7 protein-coding genes and 1 pseudogene are annotated in these 6,000 nt (G+C 45.4%); all 8 read left to right on the top strand.

Annotated elements, in window-relative coordinates; translation table 11 throughout:
* Positions 1-636, top strand: a 636-nt coding sequence (locus FKG94_RS28950) for an RHS repeat-associated core domain-containing protein (protein WP_218943430.1), incomplete at its 5' end; no start/stop codon positions are given.
* Positions 637-643: 7 nt separating this feature from the next.
* Positions 644-925 (top strand): hypothetical protein, encoded by a 282-nt coding sequence (locus FKG94_RS04735; protein WP_142903028.1) that lies wholly within the window; start codon positions 644-646, stop codon positions 923-925.
* Between the two features lie 371 nt (positions 926-1,296).
* Entirely contained in the window at positions 1,297-1,602 is a 306-nt protein-coding gene (locus FKG94_RS04725; protein WP_142903027.1) for a hypothetical protein, read from the top strand.
* A gap of 333 nt (positions 1,603-1,935) precedes the next feature.
* Entirely contained in the window at positions 1,936-2,442 is a 507-nt protein-coding gene (locus FKG94_RS04720) for a hypothetical protein (RefSeq protein ID WP_142903026.1), read from the top strand.
* Positions 2,443-2,773: 331 nt separating this feature from the next.
* Positions 2,774-3,163, top strand: coding sequence for a hypothetical protein (locus FKG94_RS04715; protein ID WP_142903025.1), 390 nt, complete (start codon positions 2,774-2,776; stop codon positions 3,161-3,163).
* 143 nt (positions 3,164-3,306) lie between these two features.
* A pseudogene (gene tnpC / locus FKG94_RS04710) lies at positions 3,307-4,320 on the top strand (IS66 family transposase); the annotation flags it as partial.
* A gap of 268 nt (positions 4,321-4,588) precedes the next feature.
* The gene (locus FKG94_RS04705) at positions 4,589-5,533 is read left to right on the top strand and encodes an RHS repeat-associated core domain-containing protein (protein WP_218943429.1); all 945 of its coding nucleotides are present in this window, start codon (positions 4,589-4,591) and stop codon (positions 5,531-5,533) included.
* A 10-nt stretch (positions 5,534-5,543) separates the two neighbouring features.
* Positions 5,544-5,831: a hypothetical protein gene (locus FKG94_RS04700; RefSeq protein ID WP_142903023.1), complete on the top strand. Its 288-nt coding sequence runs from the start codon at positions 5,544-5,546 to the stop codon at positions 5,829-5,831.
* The last annotated feature ends 169 nt before the right edge of the window (positions 5,832-6,000 follow it).

Genomic DNA, 6,000 nt, shown 5'->3' with positions numbered 1-6,000 from the left:
TATATGGGTGCCCGGTATTACGATCCCGCGATAGGTCGGTTTATGGGGATTGACGCGGTGGGTTTTCAGGCTGATAATCCGGTCAGTTTTAATCGCTATGCGTATGCGAACAACAATCCTTATAAATATGTAGATCCGGATGGCAATGCGGCGTTTCTCATACCGCTGGTAGTGATGGTCGCCAAGGAAGTGGCGGCGGAAGGCTTCGAACGTGCGACGGGCATGCCGGCGTTGTTTTCGGGGAAGGGGGCGGCGAAGTTTCTGAGTAAGAAGCTTTTGAAGAAGGAGGGTAAGGATGCGACAAAGGGAGGATTACCTGATAATGCTATTGTATGCCGTGGTGGTAGTTGTACTGCCGATAGGTTTACAAGCGGTTCTGGCGTTACGACGGATGCTGCCGGAAAGCTTGATGGTGTGTCTGTAAATAGTGCCCCAGGCAAATCACTTCAAGAGTTAACCCAAGGTATTCCTCACAAGAAAGTTGGTGTGACAACCGTCGGAGATGTACGTAGGGCTGGGGGGGATGTAGTCGCATCGCCTACGAAGAATAATCCGAATCATGCAACTTTATCAGGTATAACTGCTAAGCAAGCAGAAAATCTTATGACTCCAACGATGAAGAATCCGAATAGGTAATATTTCCATGAGTAAAGAATCTACTGGTATGACTGAGGCTGAGCTTAAAGAAATACGATTACGATGTGACGCCGCAACATGTGCACCATGGGTATCTTATGTGGAAGGTCGTAATCATACCAGTGGTTCTAATTTCATAATGACTGGAGAGGGTGAAGACAGAGGGGACGATATTGAATTAATTGGTGCTACAGTTGCAGACCAAGATTTTATAGCCCATGCGAGACAAGATGTGCCTAAGCTGCTTGCTGAAATTCAGCGCCTGAAGGATAAATTGCCAGAGGCCTAAAAAATTTTGGCTAAAAGCAGAAATTTAGTGCGACAAAGGGGGTAGGAAAAGCATCTGATAAGGCTCCTGACTTTGTCGTGTCACCAGGAGGTACCGCATTCCCTGTACCAAAAGGTGCTACTGGGCCGACGCCTGTTGTAAACCCAGGAGGCAAGACCACTGGTAGTGCGTTTACTGGTGGTAAAGGTGGCGCGAATGGAAAAGTGGATACGATGCGTATCATGAACCCAACTCCACCGCGTGGAAAAAGCCCAGGTTATCCGAACGGCTATATCAAGTATGAGAATAAGTCCGGTCAAGGGGTAGATCCATACACCGGGCGTACTCTTTCCAATAAAGATAGTCATTTCTCAATAGATTAAGGACTGAATATGACTGCTCTACAGATTTTGATTGGGCTTATTATCAGCAAGATTGAAGAAGTGCATGACTACATCCAGGTTGTGTTTTCTGATGGTACGACGCTGAGTATTTTCAATAACTATGTCTATGACGGTGGGCCAGTAACAGGTATTGAAGGTAGGAAGGTTAAATCTGTAGAGGAGTCTGGTGATAGCGTTTTAATCATCTTTGATGATGGTAGAACCATTTCGGTTGGCTTAAAGGATGACGATTACAACGGGCCTGAAGCAATGGTGCTAAGACAGGAGGGGAAGTCACCAGTCGTTTGGAGCTAATTTAATGCTACAAAGGGAGGAGATGACCTGGTTCGTGTTCGTCATCATACATCTCCAGAAGGAGCAAGAGGCACTAAAAAGGATGGCGCTATCAATCCAGGGAGAGGTGATCCTGCGGGTGTTCATGTAGAAACAGCTCCTTTCGGACCATCGAAATCTGCATCTGCTGAAACAGGGGCTTTTGGTAGGGGGAGGTTTGTTGAGTTCGACGTTCCGCGTAGTTCGATACAGCCTACAAAAGTTGGCCCCAGGAATACAGGGGTAATTCCAACTGATAAACCGTTTGATATTAAGAGTTCAAATCCCAAAATTAGGCGTCAATAGGAGTAAGCGATGAAGTTTGATGAAACATTTCTAATGGGTTTGTTTCTATTTATCAGGATGCTACAGCTCTCATTTGATAGGGCTTTAGGTGGAAAATGGGCAGATATGGTTGACTATTTGGGAGGTCAACCAAATTGTCGTGATATAATTTTTCGGCTCTCAGAAATCTCTGGTTATGATGTACCCCCTAAAGCAATGCCAAGCAAGCCTGTTGCTAACAGCTTTTCTGTCGCAAAACCGCTTTTTGGAAAGTTTGTACTCAAAGAAGATGAATTGTCATTTATATGTTGGTGGTTATTACAAGCGGCAGGGTTAATTGAACGGACGGAGTATGAACCATCAGCAGATGAGATTGTGGAGATTCGTGTAAATCTTGCATATGCAGAAGACTTGATTCGTACTCGATTAGGGGTGAAAGATCATTCTGTGGAATATGTTGAACATTTTAACCAGAGCAAAATGAATAAATGCAGGTCTATTGAAGAAATAGTAGGAGAACCATGGCCTAGTCTATAGTTTGTTGCTACAAAGGGGGGAGATAATCTAGTTTACCGTGGTGGCTCTGGAACACCAACGAACTTAACTCCGCGGCCGAAGGATACAGGCGGGCTGTCTGGAAACATCAATCCTATGCCTGGCAAAAACCAAGTTATAGATACATCTAAACTTGACAAGCTGTGCGCAGTTTGTGACAACTCTAAAACCGGGCATGTCCCGATAAAACCCAAAGATATGAGTCAAATGCAGGGCTGGATAGATAGTAGAGGTAGTGGTACGACGCACCCCTTAACACAAGAGCTTATGGACGCTGTTGTAGATCAGGTTAAAAAGTAAGCGGAAAATAATTATGAATGACAATTTAACTCAATTTTTATGGCTACGATTACAGTCACTATTTGTTTCATTGGTTGAGTACGTATGCAACTCTAGTGATGAGTTCATTCATGATATTGGGAAAAGCAGTAACACTGCTTTTCCTTTGCGAGCCTATCTTACTTTTATGAAGGATAGGAATGGTGGTGAAATCTCTATTACGGTGGATGTTATTAATCGTAATGGGATATATTTCGTAGAAGCAGATATTTGTGATGGAAATGACTTGATTGTTGCAGAAGGGCCAACTGTTCAAATGACACAGCCAACAGAAAATGATCTAACATCTTGGCTTGAAAAATACGAAGCATTCTTGGAATCTAACCAGAACGTAGTTAAAGAAAAAGCTATGGCGTTGGAGTAGCTTTATTTCTCTGATTTAGCTTGTTGCTACGTAACTATTCAGCACATGCATTAATTCCAAGCATGGGAGCTTCGAACCGGCTGCTGTACCGGTAGGTCTTTTCAAGACACGCAGCAAGTACGTCCCTGTAGTTAGCCAATGCACAAGGGGAGCGTTTTATCGCCGCTTTTCCCGACGGGGTAAATCGCCCCGTTCAATACGGGCAGCAACTGAAGGCGCACGCGGTTTACCTGTCTCAATATCCGTTGCTGCCTTACAGCCGCATTGAAGAGTACTTCGCCGATCAATTGAACATTCCCATCAGCGTGGGCTCCCTTTTCAACTTCAACCAGGAAGCGGCCGAGTTGATTGCAGCACTGGGTGCTGAAGACTACATCAAAGCCCAGCTGTGTGCCGCTCCAGTGATTCATGTGGATGAAACCGGCGTGAATGTCGGTGGCAAGCGGCATTGGCTGCATTGTGCCTCCAATGCGCGGTGGACCTGTTTGTTCCCTCATCAAAAGCGGGGGGTTGAAGCCATGGATGCGATGGGAATTCTGCCAGGTTATCGTGGCATAGCCTGTCACGATCATTGGAAGCCTTACTACCAGTACAATGACTGCGCTCACGCTTTGTGTAATGCCCATCACCTGAGAGAACTGGAATATGCCTGGGACAAGGACGGGCAGCAGTGGGCGAAGGTGATGCAGGCATTTCTGTTGAAGTTGAATGAAAAGGTCAAAGATGCCGGAGGTCAGTTACCGACTCAAAAGGAGCGATATTATCGAAAAAAATATCGGGACATACTGGATGACGCTGAAAAAGAATGCCCGCCACCGGATAAATCACAGCGAAAAGCAGGCCAGAGGGGTAGGATAAAACGGTCGAAATCGCGCAATCTTCTGGAGCGACTCAGAGAGTTTGAGGATGATATTCTTCGCTTTATGGTGATTGATTTTGTGCCCTTCACCAATAATCGGGGTGAAAACGATATTCGGATGACCAAAGTTCAGCAAAAAATATCGGGGTGCTTTCGATCGCCGGAAGGGGCGGTGATATTTTCACGTATACGTGGCTATGTATCGTCTTGCCGCAAGCAGGGACTCACCGCCACTCATGCTTTAACCTCTTTGTTTCAGAGTACATTGCCTGGAATTTTCTCTGAATGTGCTGAATAGTTACAAAAAAATATGTATTGTTTATTTAGGTGAAGGAGAAAAAAAATTTATAGGGGCTGTGTTAATAGAGACTTCGTAATTTGGATGATTAAATGTTACAAAGGGAAAAAGCGGAACTGACTTTATTGTTTCGAGAAATGGGACTGCAACACATGCAAGTCAATCTGAACTGAAGAAGAGTATTCAAGGTGCCGGTGCTCGCAACAAAGGCCCGACAAATCAAACTTCCGAAATTAGCAACAACAGCGGGGACAGGCACTGTTAAAAAATGGACAAGCCTATAAAGACACTGGCGTTTGATTCTGGCATGCAGGCGCCATCCGCTGGTATAGAGCGTTTTTCTCGACCGCTGATCATCTTGTTGTTACTTTTTATAGGCTATCTGTGCACAGGTAGTGCCTATGCCGAGAGAACCACCACCTATTATCACACGGATGCGACGGGTTCAGTGGTGGCGGCTTCGGATGAAACGGGTGCCTTGTTATGGCGAAAGAGCTATCGTCCCTACGGTGATAAGGTCGATGATGGCGAGGGCAGTCCGCATTCGTTGTCCTTTACCGGTAAACCTCACGACGAGGCGACTGGTCTGACGTATATGGGTGCCCGGTATTACGACCCCGCGATAGGTCGGTTTATGGGGATTGACGCGGTGGGTTTTCAGGCTGATAATCCGGTCAGTTTTAATCGCTATGCGTATGCGAACAACAATCCCTATAAATATGTAGATCCGGATGGCAATGCGGCGTTTCTCATACCGCTGGTAGTGATGGTCGCCAAGGAGCTGGCGGCGGAAGGCTTCGAACGTGCGACGGGCATGCCGGCGTTGTTTTCGGGGAAGGGGGCGGCGAAGTTTCTGAGTAAGAAGCTTTTGAAGAAGGAGGGTAAGGATGCTACAAAGGGACCAGATTTCTATCGTGGCGCTAAACCTGGAGCTGCGCCTGATTTTACTCCGCGACCCAATGAATTTAAGGTAGACAAAGTTACAGGTACAGTGAAACCAACTCATGGTGTTTCTGTGTTTGATAATCCAAGTAGTGTTTCTTCGAAGGGATTTGTTCCACATAAAGTGGATCAGAGCTCAGTACCTGACACCCTCCAGATTATTCAGCGGGGCAAAGTTCCACGTCATTTTGAAATCACTCCAAAACCTGGGGCTAATCTTACTCCGCAGCAGTTTATTGATGCATGTAGCAAAATCAGTTGCTCTAATTAAAGGTATAACTATGATCAACTATCAGCTTAAACTACCAGATGATTTCGAAGAGTATGCTTGGGAGGTGGAATCCAAAGGCTGGTTTCAAGCTCTTGCAGAGTTTGATGGTGTACGCTATCAAATAACATTTTATGATCAAGCGAGACTTACTCAAGATATCGATGATGAATTGGAGGATGAACCCATATTTTTCGAAAGTAATCTGTTGGTATTGGAATCAGTTGATCGTAGTCATATGGAAAAGGCTATTGAATACCTTGCTAATTCAGGTAAATACAAGGGTATGATGCAGGAGTAAACTACACTTAATTGAAGCAGTAATGCTACAAAGGGAGGATTACCTGATAATGCTATTGTATGCCGTGATGGTAGTTGTACTGCCGATAGGTTTACAAGCGGTTCTGGCGTTACGACGGATGCTGCCGGAAAGCTTGATGGTGTGTCTGTAAATAGTGCCCCAGGCAAAT

Source organism: Exilibacterium tricleocarpae (genome assembly GCF_007004655.1).
In the GTDB taxonomy this organism is placed as follows: Bacteria; Pseudomonadota; Gammaproteobacteria; order Pseudomonadales; family Cellvibrionaceae; genus Exilibacterium; species Exilibacterium tricleocarpae.
The sequence above is the reverse complement of the archived record's forward strand: the minus strand, read 5'-3'. Positions and strand labels throughout refer to the sequence as shown.

Bases quoted from the DNA above. Each gene is read 5' to 3' on its own strand.
- FKG94_RS04735 (WP_142903028.1), top strand. From the start codon at position 644: ATGAGTAAAGAATCTACTGGTATGACTGAGGCTGAGCTTAAAGAAATA.
- FKG94_RS04725 (WP_142903027.1), top strand. From the start codon at position 1,297: ATGACTGCTCTACAGATTTTGATTGGGCTTATTATCAGCAAGATTGAA.
- FKG94_RS04720 (WP_142903026.1), top strand. From the start codon at position 1,936: ATGAAGTTTGATGAAACATTTCTAATGGGTTTGTTTCTATTTATCAGG.
- FKG94_RS04715 (WP_142903025.1), top strand. From the start codon at position 2,774: ATGAATGACAATTTAACTCAATTTTTATGGCTACGATTACAGTCACTA.
- FKG94_RS04705 (WP_218943429.1), top strand. From the start codon at position 4,589: ATGGACAAGCCTATAAAGACACTGGCGTTTGATTCTGGCATGCAGGCG.
- FKG94_RS04700 (WP_142903023.1), top strand. From the start codon at position 5,544: ATGATCAACTATCAGCTTAAACTACCAGATGATTTCGAAGAGTATGCT.